The organism is Streptococcus mitis, from assembly GCF_026782865.1.
GTDB lineage: Bacteria > Bacillota > Bacilli > Lactobacillales > Streptococcaceae > Streptococcus > Streptococcus mitis_CG.
Map to the genome: position 1 here is coordinate 133299 of NZ_JAKUXK010000005.1, position 22998 is coordinate 156296.

23 protein-coding genes are annotated in these 22998 nt (G+C 43.2%); 4 read left to right on the top strand and 19 right to left on the bottom strand.

All coding sequences use genetic code 11. From position 1 onward, the window contains the following. Window positions 1-76: 76 nt before the first annotated feature. From MK482_RS04455 to MK482_RS04500, 10 genes are all read right to left on the bottom strand, one after another. Window positions 77-1327, bottom strand: coding sequence for a diaminopimelate decarboxylase (locus MK482_RS04455; protein WP_268718095.1), 1251 nt, complete (start codon window positions 1325-1327; stop codon window positions 77-79). A 66-nt stretch (window positions 1328-1393) separates the two neighbouring features. Continuing rightward, on the bottom strand, window positions 1394-2221 hold the full coding sequence (gene purR, locus MK482_RS04460) for a pur operon repressor (RefSeq protein ID WP_268718096.1): 828 nt from the start codon (window positions 2219-2221) through the stop codon (window positions 1394-1396). A 105-nt stretch (window positions 2222-2326) separates the two neighbouring features. After that, on the bottom strand, window positions 2327-3268 hold the full coding sequence (locus MK482_RS04465) for a 3'-5' exoribonuclease YhaM family protein (protein WP_268718097.1): 942 nt from the start codon (window positions 3266-3268) through the stop codon (window positions 2327-2329). Then, window positions 3258-4514 carry a DNA recombination protein RmuC gene (gene rmuC / locus MK482_RS04470; protein ID WP_268718098.1) on the bottom strand — a complete coding sequence of 419 codons (1257 nt, stop codon included), beginning with the start codon at window positions 4512-4514 and terminating at the stop codon, window positions 3258-3260. Before rmuC ends, MK482_RS04465 begins: the two co-directional genes overlap by 11 nt. Before the next feature lies 1 nt (window position 4515). Then, window positions 4516-5178 (bottom strand): thiamine diphosphokinase, encoded by a 663-nt coding sequence (locus tag MK482_RS04475; protein ID WP_268718099.1) that lies wholly within the window; start codon window positions 5176-5178, stop codon window positions 4516-4518. Beyond that, window positions 5141-5797, bottom strand: coding sequence for a ribulose-phosphate 3-epimerase (gene rpe / locus MK482_RS04480; protein WP_268718100.1), 657 nt, complete (start codon window positions 5795-5797; stop codon window positions 5141-5143). Before rpe ends, MK482_RS04475 begins: the two co-directional genes overlap by 38 nt. 10 nt (window positions 5798-5807) lie before the next feature. Continuing rightward, a complete protein-coding gene (gene rsgA / locus MK482_RS04485; protein WP_268718101.1) occupies window positions 5808-6686 on the bottom strand; it encodes a ribosome small subunit-dependent GTPase A in 879 nt (292 codons plus the stop codon). Between the two features lies 1 nt (window position 6687). Further along, a complete protein-coding gene (gene rsmA, locus MK482_RS04490) occupies window positions 6688-7560 on the bottom strand; it encodes a 16S rRNA (adenine(1518)-N(6)/adenine(1519)-N(6))-dimethyltransferase RsmA (protein ID WP_268718102.1) in 873 nt (290 codons plus the stop codon). A gap of 64 nt (window positions 7561-7624) precedes the next feature. Continuing rightward, entirely contained in the window at window positions 7625-8191 is a 567-nt protein-coding gene (gene rnmV, locus MK482_RS04495; RefSeq protein ID WP_268718103.1) for a ribonuclease M5, read from the bottom strand. Further along, window positions 8191-8964, bottom strand: coding sequence for a TatD family hydrolase (locus MK482_RS04500; RefSeq protein ID WP_268718104.1), 774 nt, complete (start codon window positions 8962-8964; stop codon window positions 8191-8193). Before MK482_RS04500 ends, rnmV begins: the two co-directional genes overlap by 1 nt. A gap of 157 nt (window positions 8965-9121) precedes the next feature. On the opposite strand from MK482_RS04500, the gene MK482_RS04505 reads away from it, so the two are divergent. Then, a complete protein-coding gene (locus MK482_RS04505; RefSeq protein WP_268718105.1) occupies window positions 9122-10966 on the top strand; it encodes an APC family permease in 1845 nt (614 codons plus the stop codon). A 287-nt stretch (window positions 10967-11253) separates the two neighbouring features. Here MK482_RS04505 and MK482_RS04510 read toward each other — a convergent pair whose 3' ends face one another. The 4 genes from MK482_RS04510 to MK482_RS04525 form a co-directional block, all read right to left on the bottom strand. After that, complete coding sequence (locus MK482_RS04510; protein WP_268718106.1) at window positions 11254-13218, bottom strand: peptide ABC transporter substrate-binding protein; 1965 nt, start codon at window positions 13216-13218, stop codon at window positions 11254-11256. Between the two features lie 136 nt (window positions 13219-13354). Then, window positions 13355-13489, bottom strand: a complete 135-nt coding sequence (rpmH, locus tag MK482_RS04515) for a 50S ribosomal protein L34 (RefSeq protein WP_000831905.1) — start codon at window positions 13487-13489, stop codon at window positions 13355-13357. A gap of 144 nt (window positions 13490-13633) precedes the next feature. After that, entirely contained in the window at window positions 13634-14848 is a 1215-nt protein-coding gene (locus MK482_RS04520; RefSeq protein WP_261028368.1) for a pyridoxal phosphate-dependent aminotransferase, read from the bottom strand. 156 nt (window positions 14849-15004) lie between these two features. Then, window positions 15005-15298, bottom strand: a complete 294-nt coding sequence (locus tag MK482_RS04525) for a hypothetical protein (RefSeq protein ID WP_261087350.1) — start codon at window positions 15296-15298, stop codon at window positions 15005-15007. Between the two features lie 161 nt (window positions 15299-15459). Here MK482_RS04525 and MK482_RS04530 point away from each other — a divergent pair, with 161 nt between their 5' ends. Further along, window positions 15460-15912 carry a universal stress protein gene (locus MK482_RS04530; protein ID WP_261087349.1) on the top strand — a complete coding sequence of 151 codons (453 nt, stop codon included), beginning with the start codon at window positions 15460-15462 and terminating at the stop codon, window positions 15910-15912. A 136-nt stretch (window positions 15913-16048) separates the two neighbouring features. On the opposite strand, the gene MK482_RS04535 is transcribed toward MK482_RS04530, so the two are convergent. Further along, window positions 16049-17440, bottom strand: a complete 1392-nt coding sequence (locus MK482_RS04535) for a Cof-type HAD-IIB family hydrolase (RefSeq protein WP_268718107.1) — start codon at window positions 17438-17440, stop codon at window positions 16049-16051. Between the two features lie 66 nt (window positions 17441-17506). Between MK482_RS04535 and MK482_RS04540 the strand changes: the two genes are divergently transcribed. Continuing rightward, window positions 17507-18469 carry an asparaginase gene (locus tag MK482_RS04540; RefSeq protein WP_268718108.1) on the top strand — a complete coding sequence of 321 codons (963 nt, stop codon included), beginning with the start codon at window positions 17507-17509 and terminating at the stop codon, window positions 18467-18469. A gap of 53 nt (window positions 18470-18522) precedes the next feature. On the opposite strand, the gene ccpA is transcribed toward MK482_RS04540, so the two are convergent. Beyond that, on the bottom strand, window positions 18523-19533 hold the full coding sequence (ccpA, locus tag MK482_RS04545) for a catabolite control protein A (protein ID WP_001090628.1): 1011 nt from the start codon (window positions 19531-19533) through the stop codon (window positions 18523-18525). A gap of 237 nt (window positions 19534-19770) precedes the next feature. Between ccpA and MK482_RS04550 the strand changes: the two genes are divergently transcribed. Continuing rightward, window positions 19771-20088, top strand: a complete 318-nt coding sequence (locus MK482_RS04550) for a DUF960 domain-containing protein (RefSeq protein WP_268718109.1) — start codon at window positions 19771-19773, stop codon at window positions 20086-20088. Between the two features lie 196 nt (window positions 20089-20284). On the opposite strand, the gene folK is transcribed toward MK482_RS04550, so the two are convergent. Genes folK through MK482_RS04565 form a run of 3 tightly spaced genes read right to left on the bottom strand, consistent with a single transcriptional unit; the run spans window position 20285 to window position 22997 of the window. Continuing rightward, window positions 20285-21097 carry a 2-amino-4-hydroxy-6-hydroxymethyldihydropteridine diphosphokinase gene (gene folK, locus MK482_RS04555; protein WP_153220513.1) on the bottom strand — a complete coding sequence of 271 codons (813 nt, stop codon included), beginning with the start codon at window positions 21095-21097 and terminating at the stop codon, window positions 20285-20287. A gap of 42 nt (window positions 21098-21139) precedes the next feature. Next, on the bottom strand, window positions 21140-21694 hold the full coding sequence (folE, locus tag MK482_RS04560) for a GTP cyclohydrolase I FolE (RefSeq protein WP_268718110.1): 555 nt from the start codon (window positions 21692-21694) through the stop codon (window positions 21140-21142). Continuing rightward, on the bottom strand, window positions 21675-22997 hold the full coding sequence (locus MK482_RS04565) for a bifunctional folylpolyglutamate synthase/dihydrofolate synthase (RefSeq protein WP_268718111.1): 1323 nt from the start codon (window positions 22995-22997) through the stop codon (window positions 21675-21677). Before MK482_RS04565 ends, folE begins: the two co-directional genes overlap by 20 nt. Window position 22998: the final 1 nt, after the last annotated feature.

Consider the following 22998-nt stretch of genomic DNA (forward strand, 5'->3'; position numbering starts at 1 on the left):
GAAGGAAAAACAAGATTTTTGCCTATTTTTTAGAAAGCAATCTGTTTTTCAATTTCATTTTCAATTATTTATCATTTTATTCTTCAAAATCAAAGCCATACAAGGTTGCAAAATAGTCCTCAGGACGCTCTGCACGGCGGATTTGGCGAGCTTTACCTTCTTCGGTATAAAGGATTTCCGCAGAACGAAGTTTGGCGTTGTACTGGTAGCCCATTGAAAAACCGTGGGCACCTGTATCATGAATTATCAGCAAATCACCGATTTCTGTATGAGGAAGTTCACGATTCACTGCAAATTTATCATTGTTTTCACAGAGTGAACCGACCACATCTACCACTTCAGCTGGTCCATCTGGATGGGTCACGTTAGTAATATGGTGGTAGGCTCCATACATAGCTGGACGCATGAGGTTGACTGCTGATGCATCCACACCCAGATAAGTACGGTAGGTTTTTTTCTTATGAGTGACTCTTGTGACCAAAGCACCGTGAGGGGCTAGCATAAAACGACCCAATTCGGTAAAAATCTTGACCTGACCAAGACCTGCTGGTGTAAGAACCTCTTCATACACCTTACGAACTCCCTCACCAATCAAGGCGATATCGTTCGGCTCTTGGTCTGGACGATAATTGACACCAATGCCGCCAGAAAGATTGATAAAGTCTAGCGAAATGCCCAACTTTTCCTTGATTTCAACAGCCAATTCAAAAAGCTGACGAGCCAACTCTGGATAATAAAGATGGGTCACGGTATTGGACGCTAGGAAGGAGTGAATCCCAAAAGTCTTAGCTCCTTTTTCCTTCAAGATGGCAAAGGCTTCAAAGAGCTGGTCCTTGGTCATGCCAAACTTGGCTTCTCCAGGATTGTCCATGATATCTGTTCCTAGCTCAAAAACGCCTCCAGGATTGTAACGACAAGAGATGATTTCTGGAATACCTGCTGCTCGCTCTAGATGTTCAATATCTTCAAAGGCATCCAAGTTAATGGTCGCACCCAATTCACGCGCATAGGCGTATTCCTTATCTGGCGTGTTGTTTGAAGAGAACATGATCTCATAACCTGGAAAATCCAACTTATGGCTCATCAAAAGCTCCACATAACTAGAGCAGTCCACACCGCACCCTTCCTCTTGGAGAATTTTCAAGATAGCTGGGGTTGGAGTAGCCTTAACTGCAAAATATTCCTTAAAGCCCTTGTTCCACGAAAATGCTTGGTTGACGGCTCTTGCCTTCTCACGAATCCCCTTCTCATCATACAAGTGAAAGGGAGTCGGGAACTCGGCAACAATCGCTTCTAAGTCTTCTTTATTTATAAATGGTGTCTTCATAAGCTTCCTTCTATTCTATTTGCAAAGAAAGGCTGGGACAATCGTTCCAACCTTTAGTTCTATCTCTTATTTGTCTTCGTCAAAGATATTGCCAACCTCAACATCGATGGCTTGGTTCTTGACATCAATATTGGTTACCTTCAAGAGTGACTTGTAGTCAAACTGCTTTTCACGTTCTTCTTGGGCATTGTCTGCAAAGACCGCTACACCTGCCAATTCTGAATCAAACTCACGCAAGAGACTGATCATCCCGTTGACAGTTCCGCCGCCTTTCAAGAAGTCATCCACAATCAAGACACGGCTGCCTGCCTTGAGACTACGTTTTGAAAGGAACATTTTCTCAATGCGGTCACCACTTGAACCTGATACATAGTTGACGCTGACAGTTGAACCTTCGGTAATTTTCAGGTCACGGCGCACAATAACAAAAGGAACATTGAGGACATTGGCAACTGCATTTGCAAGTGGAACACCCTTAGTCGCTACTGTCATAACTGCATCAATTTTTTGGTCCATAAAGCTCTTGGCAATAATGCGACCAATATTTTTCAAGATAGCTGGTGTGCTAAGTAAATCGGACAGGTAGATATAACCACCTGGCAAGATACGGTCACTTTCTGACAACTTGGCACGCAAGTCCTCAACCATTTCCTCGGCATCATGACTTGAGATTGATGGTGTGAAGATGACACCTCCACCAGCCCCAGTCACAGTCTGAATACGACCGATTTCAATTTCCTCAAAGGCGCGTTTAATAATGACGATATCTTCTGAGATGGATGATTTAGCAGATTCATACTTTTCAGCAAAAGTATTGAGACTAGTTAGTTTATAAGGATTATTAATCAAATAGTTGGAAATGACAACCATCCGATCACTTCTTCTTAATTTCATTTCTATTTCCTACTTCATTTAATTTTGATATTTTATCTATTATACCATATTCACATAAAAAAACGAACATTCTTATCCTAAAAAATGCTCGTTTTTCTTAAATTATTAATCTAAATCTGGTTTATAGAAGGAACGATTGTCCATAGCGAAGATTTTATTGGTCATCTCTCCTTTGTCTACCAAAGCAAGAGCTGTTGACATCATCATCATGCTTGCATCCAGATTGTCAATCATATGGATAATCTCTGCCTCCATAATGCGTGGACGGACTGGACTTCCATACTCAAGCAAGCCGTGGTGACTAAGGATGACGTGACGAAGCAGAACGACTTCTTCCTTGGTATCATCGATACCGAGTTCCATAACTGTCTTGGTAATTTCGCTATCAATTAGAGCAATATGCCCAAGGAGATTGCCTCTAACTGTGTATTCGGTCTGATCTGGTCCCGTCAACTCAATGACTTTAGCTAAGTCATGCAGCATAATTCCCGCATAGAGCAGGCTCTTATTGAGCTGAGGATAGACTTCGCTAATAGCATCTGCCAAACGCACCATGGTCGCCGTATGATAAGCCAAACCCGTTTCAAAGGCATGGTGATTAGTCTTGGCAGCTGGATAGGAGTAAAATTCCTTATCATACTTGGTGTAGAGCTTTCGGACAATCCGTTGCCAAACAGGATTTTCAATTTTAAAAATCATTTGAGACATGTAGTCACGGATTTCCTTGACATCAATTGGCGACTTGACCTTGAAATCAGCTGGGTCATTGGGTTCGCCAGGTTGAGGCAAGCGGAGAGTAATTTGATTGACTTGAGGGGTGTTGTTATAAACTTCTCGGCGTCCTTTCATGTGGACAACCTTACCTGCGGTAAAGGCCTCAACGTTATGAGGTTGGGCATCCCAGAGTTTCCCTTCAATCTCGCCACTATCATCTTGGAAGGTAAAGGCTAGGTAGTTTTTCCCAGCTCGAGTTTGCCTCAGGTCAGCTGACTTGATTAGGTAAAAGCCTTCAAACAGCTCATCTTTTTTCATGTGACTAATCTTCATATTCTTCCTCATTTTCTTGGAAATGGAGTAAATCAAGCGCAGGCTCACCTTCTGACAACTCAATGTGACGGAGCGTCCGCTCGATAGCTGTGGTGCGACGGTTTAATAATTCATCAATATTGCCAGAGGCATGTTGGAGATGTTTTTGTGCCTTAACCAGAATGCCACCGAACTTGCCAAACTCGGTCTTGACACTGGCAAGAGTCTTGCTGATATGGTCGGCACTCTTTTGGATATTGAGAGTCTTGAAGCCAACTGATAGGGAATTGAGAAGGGCTGACAGGGTACTTGGACCTGCGACAATAATCTGCTCCTCCCGTCTCAAATCATCAAAGAAGACCGGATTGCGAACAATCTCTGAATAAAGACCTTCTGTCGGAACAAACAAAACTCCAAAATTGGTCGTCCGAGGCGGTGCTATGTATTTGCTCTTGATATCCTTGGCAAAGCGCTTGACGCTTGCTAAGAGTGACTTGCGACAGCGTTCGATCTCGTCCTTGTCACCCTCTTCATAAGCTTCTTCTAAGCGGTAATAATCAGCCAAAGGAAACTTGGAGTCAATCGGCAGGTAGACATATTCTTGGTCGCCTTGGCCAGGCAACTTGATGGCATACTCCACTCGTTCACTAGAGTTTTCAACCGTTGCATATTCTCGTTCGTACTGGGCAGGTGTCATGATATCTTCGATGATTTGCCCCAGTTGCAATTCTCCCAGAATCCCTCGCGTCTTGGTTCCAGAGAGAATCTTGTTAAGAGCTCCGACATCACGGGCAACTGTCTGCATTTCTCCAAGGCCACGATTGACAGACTCCAGTTGTTTGGAAACTGTCTCAAAGGAAGCCTGCAAGCGTGTCTGCAAGGTCTTTTCTAGCTTTTCTTCGACCGTTTGGCGCATTTGTTCCAAACGTTGCTCATTTGATTCCTGCAAGGCTTGAAGACGTTGGTCAGTCTTATCCCTAGTTTGCAAGAGATTCTCTGTCATTTCTTGACGGACCTGAGTCAGACCTTGGTGCAATTCCATTCGCACTTCTTGCAAACGGTCACTGACAGCCACTTCCAAATCTTTTTGATCTAACTGACTAGCTTGTCTGGCTTGTTCAAAACGATAATCCAACTGGTCTGACAGATGATCTGCCTGATCCTCCAAGCTCTTACTTAGATGTTTTTCCTGTTTATCCTGCCTTTGCCAAATCAGAAAGAGGGCAGCTAGGTTGGCAATTAATAATAGAACAAGTAAACTTTCCATCCTACCTCCTGTCCTTACTATGCAGCACGACTACATAGCCATCTGGGCAAGTCACCAACACTTCCCTATCTATATATTCGTTAGAAGCGTACACTTTTTTAAAGAAAAAATTCTCCTCTGTCAACTCATACTTAGCTCCGAGAATAGTCAGCTGGCTATCCCGAACTGGCATAAAAGCTAGATAGTCGTAGTCTGAACGGGGATGTAGCTGACTGGTCCCTTCTGGACAATAGGCAATCAAATTTTGTCCATCTTCAATCTCTATCTGGCGCATATAGGGCACCAACTTGGGATTACTAGGCAGAAAGACATTGGCTAACATATGGTCAATACGACCACCCAAAGCACCGAAAATAGTAACTTGAGCCTGAGGATTGTTCTCAAAGATAGTCAAGAGAGCCAATTCCAGATCTGTATCATCCTTTTCTGGTCGGACTTGAACAAAATGCTGGGCACGTTTTTGAATCACCTGTCGCTCTTCTTCCGTCACAGAATCAAAATCTCCGACTGCTAGAGCAAGAGGCAAATCTTCTTCCAAGACCCAGAGCGAGCCTCGATCCACACCGACAAAACTATCAAAGTCCGTTCGATAATGACCGCGGTCTCCTCCTGCAAAAACCGCAACCCTAGTCCAGTTGTTTTCTGAGAGTTTGTACTCGCTCATTGACATCCCCCTTAAAGACATAGGAACCTGCTACAAAAACTGTCGCACCAGCTTCTTTGGCTTGGGCAATAGTTTGATCATCAATCCCGCCATCCACTTCGATTTCAAAGTTCAAGCCTTTTGCATCACGAAGAGCAACCAACTCTCGGACCTTATCCATGGTTTCTGGCAGAAAGGCTTGTCCACCGAAGCCAGGGTTAACTGTCATAACTAAAACTTGGTCAACTAGGTGAAGCACGTGCTTAATAGCTTCAACAGGCGTGCCAGGATTGATAACGACTGAAGGCTTAACTCCGAGTGAACGTATTTTTTGGAGGGCACCATGAATATGAGGTGTCTCTTCTACATGGATGCTGATGATATCTGCACCTGCACGCGCAAAATCTTCTAAATGATGCTCAGGGTTTGACACCATCAAGTGGCAATCGAAAACCATCTTACTATGAGGGCGAAGAGCTTCGACCACACCTGCACCAAAACTGATTTGTGGTACAAAGTGACCATCCATGATATCGATATGGGCATATTCTGCCCCAGTTGCTTCTAGGCGTTTGATTTCACGTTCAAAGTTGGCATAATCTGCTGCCAGAATTGACGGAGCAATCTTGTATTGAGACATAGGTTTCTCCTTATTTTGGAATTTTTTTGCTGACTTTTTTATAGGTTTCTCTACGATTTTCAATTTCGCTAAGGAATTGCAGGTAGTTGTCAAAACGGAAGGACGCAATGGTACCTTTTTCCACTGCTGGCTTAACCGCGCAAGCTGGCTCATGGGTATGGGTACAAGTGCGGAATTTGCAGTCTCGACTGACACTGGCAATCTCTGGAAAAGCCTGATTAAGGTCTTCAGCCGTTGTCACTTCATAATCCAGTGATGAAAAGCCTGGTGTGTCTGCGATTTTACCCCCATTGAGGTTGTAAAAACTAACAGCTCGAGTGGTATGGCGCCCACGACCCAGACTATCTGAGATTTCTCCCGTCTCAAGATTAAGGTCTGGTGCGATTTTATTGAGAAGAGTTGACTTCCCAACACCTGTCTGCCCCATAAAGACCGTAATCTTTCCTGTTAACAAAGGCAGGAGTTCCTCTTTACTGGTCACAAAGTCATAGCCGATGTCACTATAAGCCTGTTCATAAAAATCCAGTTCTCCTCTATCTTCCAACAAATCCATTTTGGAAGTATAGACGATGGGATGGATGCCCTTGTGCTCCAAGAGAACCAAGAAACGATCCAACAAATTGCTGTTAAAATCAGGTTCTTTGACAGACATGATCACCACAGCTTGGTCAATATTGACAATAGGCGGACGGACCAGACTGTTTTTCCGTTCATGAATCTTGAGGATATAGCCTTCTGAATTTTCCTCTGCAGAAAAATCTACCCAATCCCCAACGTAGGGAGTATGGCCTTTTTTACGGAAATTCCCACGCGCGCGCGTCTGATAAACCTGGTCATCACTTTCCACATAGTAGAACCCCGCCAAGGCTTTAATAATTTGTCCGTGCATCTTAGAGTCCTTGCCCTTTAAGTGCATCTGCTAGGCTGGCAAACTCTTCCAAGCTGAGAGCTTCCCCACGCACACTTGGTGACAAGCCTGCTTGGTCCAAAGCCTTGGTCAGCTTGTCCTTGACTTCTTCGGTCTTACCAAAGTAACCTGTCAAGTTATTCCACAAGGTCTTGCGGCGATGTGTGAAGCTAGCCTTGGAAACCTTAAAGAAGAAGTTCTCGTCTTCCACTGCTACAGCTGGCTCTGGACGGCGCACCATTTTCAAAATAGCAGAGTCCACGTTTGGCGCCGGCACAAAGACCGTACGAGGTACGATGAAGGCAACCTTGGCTGTCATGTAGTACTGAACCGCAATCGACAAGCTACCGTAAGCCTTGGTGTTAGGTTGGGCTGAGATACGATCCGCCACTTCCTTTTGCATCATGACCACAAACTCACTAAAAGGAATCCCACTCTCAATTAAGTGCATGAGAATAGGCGTTGTGATGTAATAAGGCAAGTTGGCCACTACCTTGATTGGCAGGTCAGGATTTTTAAAATTCTGGATATGTTGCACCAAATCGACCTTGAGAATGTCCTCGTTGACTACGGTTACATTATCAAAATCACGCAAAGTATCTGCCAAAATTGGCACCAAACGGTGGTCAATCTCAAAGGTCATGACTTGAGCCGCACGCTCAGCCAAAAACTCCGTCAAGGCACCAATTCCTGGCCCAATTTCAATAACATTGACCTGATCATCAATCTCAGCCGTATCCACGATTTTTTGTAAAATATTGGTATCCGTCAAGAAATTTTGCCCGAAGGACTTTTTAAAGGTAAAACCGTGACGCTCCAGCACTGCCTTGGTCACGCTATAATCTGCAATTCTCATCTATTCTCTTTTCTATTATCTGTTACTACTATTGTAACACATTCCCCTTACATTTGGGGTCTGCTTAACCATTCTCATAAGATTTCATAGCTTCTTCCACTTCTGCCAAGGTAACCCCAAATAACTCTAAGCGCTTGAGGAGTTGCTTGCCGTTAGAATAGCCGATTCGGAGAGCCTCTCCCAGATATTCTCTGCGCTTACGGCTATCTGCCCCTGCTAGAAAACCAAGGCGAATCAAGTCGCTACGACTGATGTCAAACTGACTTTCATGTTCAAATTGTTCTGTGACCTGAGTTAGAGCCGTTTTCAAATCTTCATAGCTGGCATGCTCAATTCCCAGGGAACGTCCCTTGGTCTTGGACTTGGGAACAGCTTCATCTCGTTTGAGGAAGGCATGCTGAACTGTTGGAATGGCCGTCATAATCATGCGGCGAATCCGCTCCCCATTAAAATCTGGGTCTGTAAAAACGATGACCCCATGACGCTGGTGCAGGCGCTGAATCCGCTCTATATCCTGGTCATTGATGGCAGAACCTCGAGTCTCATAGGTCTCTACATCGAAATAGCGTTTGAGATTGGCCGTATCATCGCGCCCTTCGACCACGATAACTTGGGAAATTTTCTCTTTCATTACTTGCTGTCCAATCCAAAAATTCGTTCTGCATTTGCAGTTGTTACCTCCGCTAGCTCTTCTGCCGTCATCCCACGCAAATCAGCTATAAAGTCCACTACATAGCGAGTATAGGCTGTTTTATTTTCGCGACCACGCTTAGGAACAGGAGCCAAGTAGGGAGCATCCGTTTCTACCAAAATCTTGTCCAAAGGTAACTCTTTAGCTGCTTCTTGGATGTCAGTTGCTTTCTTAAAAGTCACCACTCCTGAGAAGGAAATAGTCATGCCAAGCGCGACAAACTTATCTGCCCACTCAAGCGTCCCTGAAAATGAGTGCATGATGCCACCCCGAGGACCAACTCCCTCGCTCTTGATAATCTCATAGGTATCTTCCAGCGCATCACGGGTGTGGACAACAAAAGGCAAATCCAAGTCCTTAGATAGCTGAATCTGACGGCGAAAAACCTGCTCCTGCACCTCTTTTGGCGCTGTCATCCAATGATAATCCAAACCAATCTCACCTAAAGCAACAACCTTGGGATGCTTGAGCTTATCAAGCAAGTAGTCTTCAATCTCCTCTGTGTAAGTCTCTGCTTCTGTCGGGTGCCAACCAATAGTCGCGTAAAGTTGGTCATATTCATCTACCAACTCCAAGGCACGCTCAATCGTCGGTTTATCAAAACCAACAATATTCATCTGTGTCACACCCATCTCAGCAGCCAAGGCAATTTCTTCTGCCTCACGACCTGCAAATTCTTCTACATTCAAGTGTGTATGTGTATCAAAAATCATCTCTTCTAACCTCGTTTTCTATCTACTATTATAGCAAAAAAACTGACCTCTCTCCTCATCTGAAAAAAATATTCTAAAACCCATTATCATCTCTTGACGCTCTTTTTCCAAAGCAGTATAATAACACTTATTGAATTTTTCAACAAAGGAAACAACTATGTTTACAAAATTAAAACAGACCTTTATCGGTCGTCCTCTTAAATCCTTAACCGAAGGCGAAGGGGGACTACTGGGAAAAATGCAGGCACTGGCCATGTTGTCAAGCGACGCTCTGTCCTCCATCGCCTATGGACCTGAGCAAGTAGTCCTCGTCTTGGCTAGTCTCTCTCCTCTAGCTATATGGTGGAGCCTTCCTATCGGCCTCTTTGTCCTCCTTCTCCTAGCTAGCCTGACCGTTTCCTACCGTCAAATCATCCATGCCTCCCCTCAAGGGGGAGGGGCATATATGGTTACTCGAGAAAATCTATCTCCCCAACTTGGCTTGATCGCTGGAGGTAGTCTTCTGATTGACTATATGCTGACCGTAGCGGTATCTGTTGCATCTGGAGCTGACGCTATCACAGCAGCTCTCCCTGCTCTTCACCCTTACAACCTCCACATCTCCATTTTTCTGGTTTGCTTGCTCATGCTCTTGAACTTACGGGGCTTAAAAGAATCTGCCAGTTCACTGATGATTCCTGTCTATCTCTTTATCATCAGCACTGTCTTTCTCTTGCTCTATGGAATCTTTCAACTAGTGACAGGTTCTCTCAGCTATCAGGCAACTTCACCTATTGGGCATGCTGTTCCGAGCCTGTCTATCGTTCTCGTTCTAAGAGCTTTTACCAGCGGATCTGCCTCTCTGACAGGGGTTGAAGCTATTTCAAATGCGGTTCCCTTTTTCAAGGCTCCAAAAGAAAAGAATGCCGCTCAAACCTTGACCATTATGTCACTGATTTTAGGTTTTCTTTTTGCTGGTATCACCTTCCTAAACTACTGGATGGGGATTATGCCTCAACACGGAGAAACTATTCTTTCACAGATGGCTCAAGGCATCCTCGGCACTTCCTTCTTAGGCCACCTTGGGTATTATATCTTCCAATTCTCCACAGCCTTGATTTTGGCCGTAGCTGCAAATACTGGCTTTTCGGCCTTCCCTATGCTGGCTTACAATATGGCTAAAAACAAATACATGCCCCATCTCTTTATGGAAAAAGGAGATCGCCTAGGCTACTCCAATGGAATTTTAACTCTGGCTTTTGGGGCTATGATTCTTCTTCTCATTTTTAATGGCAATACCGAACGCTTGATTCCTCTTTATACTATCGGGGTTTTCGTTCCCTTCGCCCTATCTCAGACTGGGATGATTCGTCATTGGAAAAAGGAAAAAGGAGCCAACTTCTTAAAACCTGCTCTTGCTAATATCCTTGGGGCAATCATTTGCTACGCGATTGTACTAATCTTGCTCTTTTTCCGTCTCAGTGATATCTGGCCCTTCTTCCCGATTATTCTCGTTCTCACCCTACTCTTCTTGGCAATTCACAGTCATTACCAAAAAGTAGCCCAACAACTGCGACTCTATGAAGGAATCGAAAAACGTACTTACGACGGCAATCTGGTTCTAGTCCTAGTAGGAAATGTCACCCGAGTCAGCGTCGGAGCCATTAACTACGCTCAAAGTATCGGTGACGAAGTCCTAGCCATGCATATTTCTACAAAGGAGACAGCAGAAAAAGATCAAGAAATTCTCCAAGAATTTGCTGATTACTTCCCAACCATTACTCTAAAGAACATCAAAACCAGCTACCGCGACATCATCACCCCTACTGTCAAGTATGTCAAACGGATTTCCGAGGAAGCTCAGAAAAAGAACTATACAGTCACTGTCCTCGTTCCCCAGTTTATCCCTAATAAACCTTGGCAGAATATCCTGCACAATCAGATGAGTCTCAAACTCAAATACGCCCTTCGTTGGCACCAAGACGTCGTCGTCGCTAGCTACTCTTATCACTTAAAAGAATAAAGAAAAGGCCCTACCAGAACCAAGAAGCGTCTGGTAAGGCCTTTTTCTGAATCCAGTCACTATGCTTATACTCAATGAAAATCAAAGAGCAAACTAGGAAGCTAGCCGCAGGCTGCTCAAAGCACTGCTTTGAGGTTGTAGATGAAACTGACGAAGTCAGCTCAAAACACTGTTTTGAGGTTGCAGATAGAACTGACGAAGTCAGTAACATATATACGGTAAGGCAACGCTGACGTGGTTTGAAGAGATTTTCGAAGAGTATTAACTGAAAAGCGTGACTAGGAATATCATTGAATGTGGTTAGCTAAATCTTCCTGAGCTTTTTTATTTGACTCAGCTTTTTCTTTTAGCCATTTTTCGTAGAGTTCTTGGTACTGTTTAGCAGTTACTGGCTCTTTTTGCAATTCAACATATTTGTAGTTGTCTGCATTTCCCTTATGACCAACAAATGAGAATGGACCTGTAAACGGTACAGTCTTACGGAAGATTGGGTTGGCTCCACCACTTTGAACTGGTAGGAAGAGGGCACTATCTGTCAACCAAGCTTGAGCTTCAGCATATTTTTCATAGCGAGCTTGAGTATCTGTGATTTCCGCATCAGCCTGATCCAAGAGTTTCTTATAGTCAGAAAGACCAATCTTGTCCTTAACTTCCTTGTCTTTTCCTTCAGACAAGCCCATGTTTTTCAACTGAGAACCTGTCTCTGGATCAAGGATTGCCAGGTAAGTCTTAGGATCTGAGTAGTCTCCACCCCATCCTGAGACGTCAATATCGTAGTCTTTTTGTTCTGCTGTATCTGCAAAGTAAGTTGCCTGGTCTTTTTCATCTGGAGAAAGTTGGATAACGTCGATAACTACATTCTCCTTACCAAGAGTGGCCTCTACGGTTTGCTTGAAAGATCCAGCCTGTTGCACATCCAACTTAGCAGTCTGGTCAACTGGCATATCCAAATGAATTGGGAAGGTTACTCCCTGAGCTTGCAGACTTTCTTTGGCCTTAGCAAACTTCTCTTTGGCCTTTTCAGGATTCAAGAAGGCTTGCTTACCATCGTTTAGGTTGATATTTGCCCAATCTTTACCGTAGTTGACAATTTTCTCATTGACAATGTCACCGAAGTTCTTATCGCCAACTTGGACAAAGTTACTTGGTGTAACTGTGTTACGCAAGATACGGTCTGCTCCATCTTCACCATTTGTCTGCGCTGCATAAGCATGACGGTCAAAGGCAAAGTTGATAGCCTGACGGAAGTCCTTATTTTGCATAGCTGCACGCGAATCTGTCTTTTCCTTATCAGACTGTTTCATAGTCTGCTTGTAACTTTGACGATTAACGTTGAAAAGATAGTAGAAAGTAACTGAGTTTTGTGGTGTATAGGTAATCTTGTCCTCATTTCCCTTCTTGAGTTCAGCAAATACTGAACTTGTTGGGAAGATACGGCCATCTGTATAGTTACCATCCAAGAAACCTCTAGCAATGCTGTCTTGGTCAGAACCGTCAAAGAAAGAGAGCTTCACTTTCTCGATTTTGACATTGTCCTTATCCCAATAGTTAGGATTTTTATCAAATTCAATCAAAGATTTGGATGTGAAGGACTTAAACAAGTAAGGACCATTTGACAAGATACTTGATGGCGTCACACTTCCAAAGTCATCTCCCTTAGACTTCAAGAAAGCTTCGTTTACCGGACTAAGGATACTTGCTGTTGTTTTAGAATTCCAATAAGTCTCAGGTTGGTTGAGGGTGTATTGGAGTGTGTAATCATCCACTGCCTTAACACCAACAGTTTCAAAATCAGATGATTTCCCTTCAACATAGTCTGCTAGCCCTTTGATAGAATCTTGTACCAAGTACAAGTTTTCAGCCTTTTTATCAGCCGCATACTTAAGACCAGTCACAAAGTCATGAGCTGTTACATCCGCATACTCTTCTCCTTCAGAAGTGTACCATTTTGCCCCCTGACGGATCTTATAAGTGTAGGTCAAACCATCTTTTGACACTGTCCATGACTCAGCCATAGACGGGATGAGATTGCCATATTGGTCATTTTCCAACAAACCATCAATCAAGTTGGTTGTGATACTAGATGTAGAGTCTCGGGTAGAAGTAATATAATCCAAGGTATCTGGGTTATTGACAAAGATATAAGAGTAAGTCTTGTCTGCATTACTTGATTGAGATGATCCACACGCTGCTAAAGCTAGACCTGCTGTCAAAGCCATAGCTCCAAAAAGCATAACTTTTGATTTCTTCATGATTATTCTCCAATTTTACAGTATGTGAAATATTATACACTATTCAAGCAAAAATATAAAGCTTTTTGTACTTTTTTACAAAAATAAAAATCAGTAGACTCGAGTTCCTACTGATTTTTGATATGGTTCGTTTGGATTATGCAGCCAAAACTTTGCGTCCTTTACGACGACGAGCTGCCAATACGCGACGACCGTTTTTAGTTGACATACGGTTACGGAATCCGTGTTTGCGCGCACGACGAAGTTTACTTGGTTGATAAGTACGTTTCACGATGAATACCTCCTCATAGATTTTGTATTCGTTTAGCCGGCTATAAAGTGATCAGTTACTAAACATACTTTACTATTCTATCTGATTCTTTTACTTTTGTCAATAGCTCTAGGCAAATGTTTCCAGCTTTTTCGAATGTAAGCCCTATCTACGATACTGTTTCAAGAAACGAGTCATCTTTTCTTGGATTTGGGCTAGTTCATCGACACGAGGAAGGTAAACGATACGGAAGTGGTCTGGTTCCTGCCAGTTAAAACCTCGACCATGAACCAAGAGAACCTTTTCCTGTTTCAAGAAATTAAGGACAAACTGCTCATCATCATCGATACGGTACATATTACGGTCGATTTTAGGGAAGATATAGAGCCCAGCCTTAGGTTTAACCGCAGACAAACCTGGGATATCCTGAATGGCATTGTAAATGAAATTTCTTTGCTCGTAAATTCGTCCACCAGGAAGGAGCAATTCATCGACTGATTGGTGGCCACCCAAGGAAGTTTGTACGACTTGTTGTGCCAAAACGTTAGAGCAAAGGCGCATATTGGATAGCATATTGAGCCCTTCGATATAGCCCTTGACATGAGTCTTAGGTCCAGACAAGACCATCCAACCCACACGGAAACCAGCAATACGGTGGGATTTTGATAGACCATTCATGCTGACGCAGAAAACATCTGGTGCCAAGCTCGCCACAGGCGTATGCACATGTCCATCCATTACCATGCGGTCGTAAATTTCATCCGCAAAGATAATCAAATCGTTTTGACGGGCAATCTCAATAATCTCCAACAAGAGTTCCTTAGGATAAAGGGCTCCAGTTGGATTATTTGGATTGATAAGGACGATCGCCTTGGTATTAGAAGTGATTTTTGACTTGATATCGTCAATATCTGGGTACCATTCTGCAACTTCATCACAGATATAGTGAACGGCATTTCCTCCAGCTAGGCTGACAGCTGCTGTCCAGAGAGGATAATCTGGCATTGGCACTAAGACTTCATCCCCGTTGTCCAAAAGCCCCTGCATGGACATGACAATCAGTTCACTAACACCATTTCCAAGGTAGATATCATCAATATCTACGTTTGGGAATTTCTTCAATTGGCAATATTGCATGATGGCCTTACGGGCTGAGAAAATCCCTTTGGAGTCAGAATAACCTTCACTATCACGCGCATTCATAATCAAGTCATGAATGACCTCATCTGGCGCTGTAAAGCCAAATTCTGCTGGATTTCCTGTATTCAGACGTAAAATCTTTTCTCCGTTTGCTCGCATCCGCATGGCTTCTTCCAAAACAGGACCACGGATATCATAAGCAACATGCTCTAACTTACTAGACTTGTTATATTCTTTCATTTTGTTTCCTCAATTCATCAGGATAGTAACATTATACCACTAGAAAGAAAATGCGACAAGTTTACTGAAATGTATTACTAAATTCATATAAAAGAAAAGCCTCGCTAAAAGCGAGGTCAAGACAGGGGAGATAGCAGGTATTTTGCGAAAGTCACATCACATACCAAAAGATAAACCTAGAAAAAGCAAGCCTAAAAAGGAGTCATAAAGAAGATTGAACATGAGGAAAAGTCCCCATATCATCAAATAATCCCAACGCCCACTTCGTTTAGCGACTAGGAATAAAAACAGATGGTAGAGTACATGAAAGACTAAAAAGCCGATAAAACCTGGATAAATAAGGGGAATCAGTCTCTCTAATTGCCAAATCATGATAACTTCTACCAAGACTGAAACTAGGATAATTCCATAATAAAGGAAATTTGATTTTTGAAAAGAACTGTTCATCATTCTCCCTCCCTTCACTTCTTTCCTGCTATCCTTTCTTTGATTTTATCATATATTTATATAGATTTTAAGCGCTAACATTCTTTTAAAAAATACTTTTTTTGCTTTACTTCTATAGTGAAAAGGTTTACAATTATAGTAAGAAAATTTCAGGAGGTTTCATTATGGCACAACGTTACCAAAATATTATGGTCGCAATCGATGGTTCTAAAGAAGCAGACTTGGCTTTTGTCAAGGGAGTTCATTCTGCTCTACGAAACGACGCTAAACTCACCATCGCACATGTCATTGACACACGCGCACTCCAAAGCGTATCCACCTTTGATGCTGAAGTTTACGAAGAACTCCAATTTGACGCTGAAAGTCTGATGAAAGAGTACGAAAAACGTGCTAAAGATGCTGGTGTGGCAGATATTCACATCGTCATTGAAATGGGAAATCCAAAGACCCTCTTGGCACGTACTATTCCAGATACTGAGGAAGTGGACCTCATCCTCGTTGGCGCAACTGGTCTCAACGCCTTTGAACGCCTCTTGGTCGGCTCTTCATCTGAATACATCCTCCGCCATGCTAAGGTCGATTTGCTGGTTGTGAGAGAACAAGAAAAAACCTTATAATCACGAAGAAAAGGAGCTCAGCGCTCCTTTTTGTTTACTATTTATACTCTTCGAAAATCTCTTCAAACCACGTCAACGTCACCTTGCCGTACTCAAGTACAGCCTGCGGCTAGTTTCCTAGTTTGCTCTTTGATTTTCATTGAGTATTATTTCTCTCTTTATGGCGTTCATAAGCCTTGAGCTGACGCTGCAGTTCCTTTTTAATAGCAGGTTCTGGAGCATATTTTTCTTCCCAATCATCTGGTTTTAAGATTTTGTGGGTCACTGGATCAAAATGAGCCTTGCCATCTGGGAAAATTTTCCCCATATTGGCCTGATGGACAATGTCAAAAATACGTTCTGGGTCCACCCCCATCAAGACAAAACTACCGTAGGTGAAGTAAAGCGTATCAATCAAGGCATCCACCTGCCCTATCAAATCTTGCTGAGCAGGCGTCTTCTTAGCTACTTTATCTGCTGCCTTATCAAGGGCTTGATGAAGTTGCGATAGAGCTTGACCAAAATCCTCTTCAGAAGGGCTGGCAGCTCGAACAAACTCCACCAATTCTTCTATTTTAAAGCCAGCCCTGTGGGTTGCACCTTCTAAATCCCAAGCTCGAGGTTCTTCTTGGGTCCGTTCATCCATCATGTGGTGGAAGGTCTTGACCTTATTGAAATGATAGTCACGGCTGACAAAGACTTTTTCTGAGGCCAGAACACCAAAATGTTCCAGAGCCTTATGGATTCCGTCTTGCTGATTGCTAGTGGTGATGTGCTTGGCAACTTCCTTGACACTGCTACTACCATTTCCCATAGCGACCGACATACCGACACCCGCCAGCATTTCTAGGTCGTTATCTGAGTCACCAAAGGCCATGACTTGGTTGAGATCAAAACCATATTCTTTCCCGACTCGGCGTATGCCTTCCAATTTAGAGTTTCCTTGATTGATGACATCTGCTGCAAAAGGATTGCTACGTGTCAATTTCAAGTCTTCAAAATCAGCTGCCGCCTTCTCAGATTCTTCTGGCGTCATCAACATCAAAACTTGGTAGATAGGCTGATTCATCAGATGAAGCAGGTCTTCTTCCTTTTGGGGAACAACCTTGCTGACCATACAATTAAAGGAATGACTCACCGTACGAGTTAAAACGGAGGGAACGAAGCGACTGATTCGTTGGGAAAAAGAACCCAAACCAAAGGACATGATTTTAGAACCCAACATGGCATCCTTGGTCCCTAGGGCAATCTCCTTGCCCTCTTTTTTAGCATAAGTAATGAGCTGGCGCAAGTGTAACTTGGAAATAGGGCTCGTGAACAAGACTCTATCTTTAGTAAAGATATACTGGCCATTGTAGGTTACCGCAAAGTCCAGGTCCAAATCGTCCATCAATTCCTTAACAAAAAAAGGTCCTCGTCCTGTCGCTACACCGACAAGCACCCCTTGTTCTTTGACGATTTTAATCGCGTCCTTAGTGGATTTCAAAACACTCTTGCGATCGTTGACCAAGGTTCCATCGATATCAAAAAAAACAGCTTTGACTTCCATCCTATCCCAATCTCCCCTTTTTGTGATACAATGATTATACCACATTTCAGAAAGAGTGAGTAAATCATGCCTAAGAAAATCCTTGTTTTACATACGGGCGGAACTATTTCCATGCAGGCCGATGCTTCTGGCGCTGTTGTGACGAGTTCAGATAATCCCATGAACCATGTGTCCAATCCCCTAGAAGGAATCCAAGTCTACGCTTTAGACTTTTTTAACCTGCCAAGCCCCCATATCAAACCCAAGCATATGCTGGCCCTCTACCAAAAAATCAAAGAGGAAGCGAATAACTACGATGGGGTGGTGATCACACACGGGACCGATACTTTAGAGGAAACAGCCTATTTCCTTGATACCATGGAAGTTCCCCATATGCCTATCGTTCTAACAGGGGCCATGCGCAGCTCCAACGAACTCGGCAGTGATGGTGTTTATAATTACCTAAGTGCTTTACGAGTAGCTAGCGATGACAGAGCTGCTGACAAAGGAGTTTTGGTTGTTATGAACGATGAAATCCACGCTGCCAAGTATGTCACCAAAACACATACGACCAACGTCAGCACCTTCCAGACTCCAACACACGGGCCACTCGGCCTCATCATGAAACAGGAAATTCTCTACTTTAAAACAGCTGAACCCCGTGTCCGCTTTGACCTTAATCACATACAAGGATTGGTCCCTATCATCTCGGCTTATGCTGGTATGACAGATGAGCTGATTGATATGCTGGATTTGGAACAATTGGACGGTTTGATTATCCAAGCCTTCGGAGCTGGTAATATTCCCAAAGAAACAGCTCAAAAATTAGAAAACCTTCTGCAAAGAGGAATCCCAGTCGCCCTGGTTTCACGATGCTTTAACGGTATTGCGGAACCTGTTTATGCCTACCAAGGTGGGGGCGTGCAGTTGCAAAAGGCAGGTGTTTTCTTTGTCAAAGAACTTAACGCCCAAAAAGCCCGTTTGAAACTCCTCATCGCTCTCAATGCCGGACTAACAGGACAGGCTTTGAAAGACTATATGGAAGGCTAAGCCTCTTCTCCAGAAAGCAAAATCAGGAAATCTTCACGATTTCCTGATTTTTTCTATTTACGTTTTCGTGTTGAACGACGTTCTGTCAAACCATGAGGTAAGAGAACTTCACGTTCTTCCAACTCTTCCTTGTGCATAATCTTAGTCAACATACGCATACTAATGGCGCCAAGGTCATAAAGAGGTTGGGCAATAGTTGTCAAGTTTGGACGGGTAAAGCGTGAGACTTGCGAATCATCACTAGTAATAATTTCAAACTCTTCTGGTACTGATACACCCTTATCAGCAAGGCCGTTCAAGACACCTGCTGCCAGTTCATCACCTGTTACAACTGCTGCAGTTGCGTTTGATGAAATTAAACGCTCTGCCAAGGCATAGCCATCTTCATAAGTGTATTTAGACTCAAATACCAATCCTTCGCTGTAAGAAATACCTGCTTTTTTCAAGGCTTCCTTATAGCCAACCAAACGAACCTTACCATTGATGTCATCCACTAGCGGACCACTAACGAAAGCAATGCGCTCATTTTCTTTAGCAAGGTAGGTTACTGCATCAATCGTTGCTTGTTTGTAGTCAATATTAACACTTGGAAGCTGGTGCTCCACATCTACTGTTCCCGCAAGAACAACTGGTGTTCGAGAACGAGAAAACTCTGAACGAATTTTTTCAGTCAAGTGGTAGCCCATAAAGATGATACCATCCACTTGCTTAGAAAACAGTGTATTAACCACTGAAACTTCCTTGTCATCATCCTCATCACTATTGGCAAGGACGATATTATACTTGTACATTTCAGCGATATCATCAATTCCTTTAGCAAGCGTTGAAAAATAGCCATTAGTAATATTTGGAATCACGACACCGACAGTGGTTGTCTTTTTACTTGCAAGACCACGCGCCACTGCATTTGGACGGTAATCCAAACGGTCAATCACCTCAAGCACTTTTTTTCGAGTATTCTCTTTTACATTCTTATTGCCATTGACTACACGGCTAACTGTCGCCATTGAAACTCCTGCTTCACGGGCGACATCATAAATCGTTACTGTATCGTCTGTATTCATTCCATTTCCTTTCTATATCATACCTCACGAGACTCTAAAAAAGAGACGGTATGAAAATTTCGTTTTCATGATTCTACTTATTCCATTTTATCACTATTTGTAAACACTTTCAAGCATTTTTTGAAGATTATTTGAAAAAAATTTCATAGAAAACTATGTTTATGAAGAAACAATCACCTTTTCTTGATTTTTAATCCTATTTGCTGTATGATAAGGGAAAAGAAAGGAAGTAAAGATATGGCTTTTACCAATACTCACATGCGGTCGGCTAGTTTTGGCATTGTTACCAGCTTGCCTGATGATGTCATTGACTCTTTTTGGTATATTATTGACCACTTCTTAAAAAATGTCTTTGAATTGGAAGAAGAACTCGAGTTTCAATTGCTCAATAATCAAGGAAAAATTACCTTCCACTTTTCAAGTCGACACCTCCCTACAGCTATAGATTTTGACTTTAACCATCCTTTTGACCCTCTTTATCCCCCAAGAGTACTGGTTTTAGACATGGACGGTAGAGAAGCTATCCTCCTCCCAGAAGAAAATGACCTATTTTAATACTCAATGAAAATCAAAGAGCAAACTAGGAAACTAGCCGCAGGCTGCTCAAAACACTGTTTTGAGGTTGTGGATAGAACTGACGAAGTCAGTAACCATACCTACGGTAAGGCGACACTGACGTGGTTTGAAGAGATTTTCGAAGAGTATAAAAACTCTAGCCTTCAGTTGCAAGTGACTGAAAACTAGAGTTTTTCTATTTTTTCAAAGCATTATACAAGTTACGAATAGGTTGCTTTAATGTAGGATGGATAAAATGAGGTGCAATTTCCTGTAAGGACTCAAGGACAAAAAGGCGCTCCGCTATGTAAGGATGAGGCAAGATCAGGTCATCTGTATAAATGACCTGATCCTCCACAAAGAGCAAGTCCAAATCAATCAAACGAGGTCCCCAATGTACTTCTCTCACCCGTCCCATCTCTGACTCAATGGCTAACAAGGTCTCTAATAGAACTGGGGCCGGCAACCAGGTTGCAACCTCAACCACTTGATTAGCAAAGCTATCTTGCTCCACACCACCCCAAGGCTCCGTCGTCAAGACACTGGACTCTTTGAGAATATGGATACCTCGAGCTCGCATTTTCTCAATGGCTTGTTTCAAGTTTGCTTGTTTATCTCCCATATTGCTTCCTAGGGCGATAAAGGCTCGTTGCTTGCGGCGATGAATGGTTACCGAGCAAGTATTTAGCGGCAAATGCACTGGCGCCCAAGGTTTTTTCAGTTCCAGCTGAATTTCTTGGACAAGAGGATAAGCCTCAAAAGTACGTTCCACCAGTTTATAAGCTACCGTTTCAATCAAATCTTCACTCGTTTCCTGAAACCAAGTCGTCCACTGCTGACACAGTTCTCCATAATGGACAGAATCCGTTAAATCCAAGTCTGTAGCCGCCTTGGTCATATCATAGGATAGGATTGCTGAAACGACAAACTTCTGCCCCAATTCCTTCTCACTAGGAAAAAGACCATGATAGGCAAAAATTTCCAAATCCTTAATCTGCAGTTGATCCATAATGATTCCTTTCTAGAAAAATCCGCCCAAAGCGGATTCTTTTTATAGTCCCATTAAACGATAAGCCTGATCGCGGAGGTCCTTATCTGTTTCAAATAGACCACGAGCTACTGTCGTCAAGGTTGCTGTGCCTGGTTTTCTGACACCACGCATACTCATACACATATGCTCCGCCTCAATGACAACAAAGGCTCCTTTAGCACCTAGATAGTCCATCAAGGCATCGGCCACTTCGATATTCAAACGTTCTTGAATTTGTGGTTTTTTCGAATAAACTTCAACCGTACGAGCTAGCTTAGACAAACCTGCCACACGGCCATCTGGAATATAGGCAATATGCGCTCTCCCATAAAATGGTAGAAAGTGGTGTTCACACATGGTATGGAAAAAGATATCCTTTTCTACCACCATATTATCATCAATAATCTCAAAGGATTTTGACAAATGTTCCTCCGCTGTTTGACCAAGACCTGAAAAAATCTCTTTGTACATACGGGCCACTCGAGCAGGCGTTTCCTGCAAGCCCTCACGGTTAACGTCCTCTCCTACAGCCTCGATAATCATTTTTACAGCTGCTTCAATCTTTTGTGTATCCATTCTCGTTTTTCCTCTCCATCAGATAGGCTCTCACTTGGCTCAAGAAATACAAGGAACCCGTGACAATCCTAACTGTTTTTTTCTCTTCTTTTTTATCTGTCAATTTCTGCTCTAGAAATTCCTGCCAACCTTGGTAGCTGAGATTTCTAGACTTAGCTGCCTCTTTCAGCACGTTTTCATCAGTCGCCCGACTATCTGAAAAATGTGTTAGAGTAAGCTCGGTATCTGGCATGGCCCCCAGCAAGTCCAACATATCCTCCAAGGCCTTGGTTTTGATGCAAGTAAAGAGGATTTCCTTGCGATAATCCGCAAAGCGTTCTTGTAAGGTTGCTAATAAAGCCTTGATAGCATGGGGATTGTGGGCTCCATCCAAAATCATCAAGGGATCTCTTGACACGATTTCCAAACGCCCTGGCCAACTTGTTTCTTCCAAGGCTTGAGAAATCAAGTGATTGCTTGCTAGCTCTCGACCATCTTCTTGACAAAAATTATCAAGTAAAGCTATGGCCATCCCAGCATTCTCTATCTGGTGCAAACCAAGCAGGCCAGTCTGGAAGCGACCTTGTCTGACAACACTTGTATAGTCAAAGACTTCACCCGTTACCACACTCTCTTGATGACAAACTTGATAATCTTTCCCATAGGCAAGTCTCGGCACATCTTTCCCTTCCGCAATGCGGTCAATCACAGCCAAAGCTTCTGGAGCGATACGACCTGTTACCAAGGGAATACCTTGTTTGATAATACCAGCTTTCTGCTCTGCTATGGCTTCCAAGGTGTCACCAAGTAGGGCTACATGGTCCAATCCAATGGTCGTAATGCCTGTTAGAATAGGCTGGCAAACATTGGTACTATCCAAGAGTCCACCCATGCCCACTTCCATGATAGCCACATCTACTTGCTCTGAGGCAAAGTAGTCATAGGCTATGGCTGTGATAATCTCAAACTCGGTTGTGCCCTGTAAATTAGCGGCCACTTCTCCTTCCAGCAAAGACTGATAATCTGCCATGAGAGTTTCGAGTTTAGCCTCGGGAATAGATTCCCCATTGATGCTAATCTGGTCTGTGTAGTGAATGAGATAGGGCGAGCTGAACACACCAACTCTCAGGCCTAGCTTTTCCAGCATATTTTTCAAAAAAGCAATGGTCGAACCCTTGCCATTGGTTCCTCCGATATGGATGACTTTGAGTTTGAGATGGGGATTTCCGCGCAAAGCTAACAGTTCCACCATTCTTTCCAAGCCAAAATGCGGTTGATCCGTCCGGTAGTTAGCAATCCACTGATTGTTTTCAATTTCTTTCATC